The sequence below is a fragment of the Shewanella sp. MBTL60-007 genome (assembly GCF_019654915.1).
Classification (GTDB): Bacteria; Pseudomonadota; Gammaproteobacteria; order Enterobacterales; family Shewanellaceae; genus Shewanella.
Window position 1 is genome coordinate 1 of the sequence record NZ_BPET01000132.1, and the last position, 2,046, is coordinate 2,046.

Genomic DNA, 2,046 nt, shown 5'->3' on the forward strand with positions numbered 1-2,046 from the left:
ATTTTATTCACTCCAGAAGAGATTAGTTGAGATATGAAATTTTTTAGTTTCTCTGCCTGTTCTGAATCAATATAAGAACAATAGCGCATTCGAAACTCATCTTTATGGATGTGGATAGCGTCTTCACTATAGCCTCCATCAAAAAAAGAATCTCTGTATATCAGCTCCCAGGAACCTAGTTCAGCTAAAGGTTTTCCCGGATCGGTGATAGAAATCATTGCTACTCCGGGCTCTGGGTGAATAGTCTCAGCCTCTCTCTGGCTAACAAAAATAACTTTTCCGTTACACATTGGCTTCTCTTCGAGTGTTCTTTTGGGACAATAAAGGGAATTTTGTCTTTGTTTTGTTAGAACAGCTTTGTATCTGGCTGTTTTTTAATTACTTTTACTCTTTGTTCGTTTGGTGCAATCTTGGTTTTGCTCGCTGTTTCACTAGAACAGTCAATACCTGCTTGCGTCTTTGGGGTGGGAATCTAATAGTTCTTTGGCCTGGCGTTCACCTTCTGCTGTATTAACTGGAAGGGTTGTATAAACACCATAATGGCGCATGTCTACAATATAGTCTCTACAGCATAGAGCTACATTATGAACTTTGCCCTCTGCATCGAGACCACCAAAGGTATGACATGGCTGAGTAAACATTCGCTTGCACTTTGAGCAACGAGCGCTGTTTTTGTTGATCACTCTACTTAGAACTTTTTCAAACTTTGTTTTATTTAGCATATGTTACCTCCAGAACCTAAGCATCTTCCGTGACCGCGTAACAAATAAAATCCATAGCTCCTCGTTAACACCGTGCTCAAGAGTATGTTTTTTCATGTCCTCTTTTAGTTTATAGAACTCCCTTTTAAACAAGACATGCCGTATAAGGGTAACTGCAAAACCAAGAGTTGAAAGTACTGCTGCTACTAGTGCCATTTCAGTTAAATCCACGATTTTCCGCCTCCGTACCTTGTTGTGCCGAAATATGAAAATAAAAGTGTGTAGGTAAAATAAAGTTTGCCAACATACAACTCTATGTAGAATAGAGTTCGCCAAAATGGATAACGCCACTGCTAAACCACCCGGTATATCATGGTTTTAGAATAGGACGGCTATCGTTCCTTTTATCCACTCAAAAAGGTGCTTATACGTGACTTTATGCCCCTCGTGCGCGAAAAGTGAGTCGCAAACTATTCGACCTTTAAATTTTACAAGCTCTACTTTGGAAAAGGTACATTTTCGTAAGTAGAGAATTTAAGGTTAATATTACACCAGTTATTGGCTGTCTTGGAACAATAAAGTTTGTGACCACATTAACTGAAGAATGGCGCAAAGAAACCACTTACCCAGATAAAAAATACAAAGACTCCATTTGGGTAAATAAAGCATACCGCTCCAAGCCCCCAACATTGATTACAGGCTGGAATCACCGACTACAGCGTTTTTGTAATCAGTTTAATTTCATTGTAACCGAAGAGGATTTCGTTGAATGCCTTGAGTCGAATCCTCGCTCACCAAGTCGTGTAAAAAAAGATGTAATTGTTGGAAAACCATGGCACATGACACCCCATCAGTTTAGGCGTACCTTGGCTTTTTACTGCATCAAAAACCGTCTAGGTACTTTGGTTGCGCTCAAACAACAATTTAAGCACCTCTACCTCTCGATGACCGAGTGGTACACCAATGGTGGCAAACTTGCGAGCCTACGGGACCTGAAAGTGGACGAGAAAGTGCAAAAGGCACTCGATGAAATCAATGCAGAAACCACCGCGAATAAAATCTTTAGACAGTGGCATTCTGATGAAACGCTATCAGGGACTCATGGCAAAGCAATCATGAAAATGCGAGGGGATGTGCCGACCATTTATAGCTCATGGGACGTTATCTATAAAGCAGTAAAGGATGGCAAATTGACACTGCATGGTTCAATGCACAGCTCTGAGGGATCCCCTCATAATTTCCCCAAAGCACAACCATGTTTGAATAGATTTTGAGCAAGCAGGGTTGCAGCCGCGAGCAAGTCTTCCCTCGTTATTGTGTAGCCAGAATGCCGCAAAACTTCCAT

Annotated in this window: 2 protein-coding genes and 1 pseudogene; 1 reads left to right on the plus strand and 2 read right to left on the minus strand. The window is 41.1% G+C overall.

The window, feature by feature from the left end:
• A pseudogene (locus K5Q92_RS23625) lies at window positions 1–290 on the minus strand (hypothetical protein); the annotation flags it as partial.
• A gap of 435 nt (window positions 291–725) precedes the next feature.
• Window positions 726–932 (minus strand): hypothetical protein, encoded by a 207-nt coding sequence (locus K5Q92_RS23630; protein ID WP_014386787.1) that lies wholly within the window; start codon window positions 930–932, stop codon window positions 726–728.
• Between the two features lie 353 nt (window positions 933–1,285).
• Here K5Q92_RS23630 and K5Q92_RS23635 point away from each other — a divergent pair, with 353 nt between their 5' ends.
• Window positions 1,286–1,975, plus strand: a complete 690-nt coding sequence (locus K5Q92_RS23635; protein ID WP_220771233.1) for a hypothetical protein — start codon at window positions 1,286–1,288, stop codon at window positions 1,973–1,975.
• Window positions 1,976–2,046: the final 71 nt, after the last annotated feature.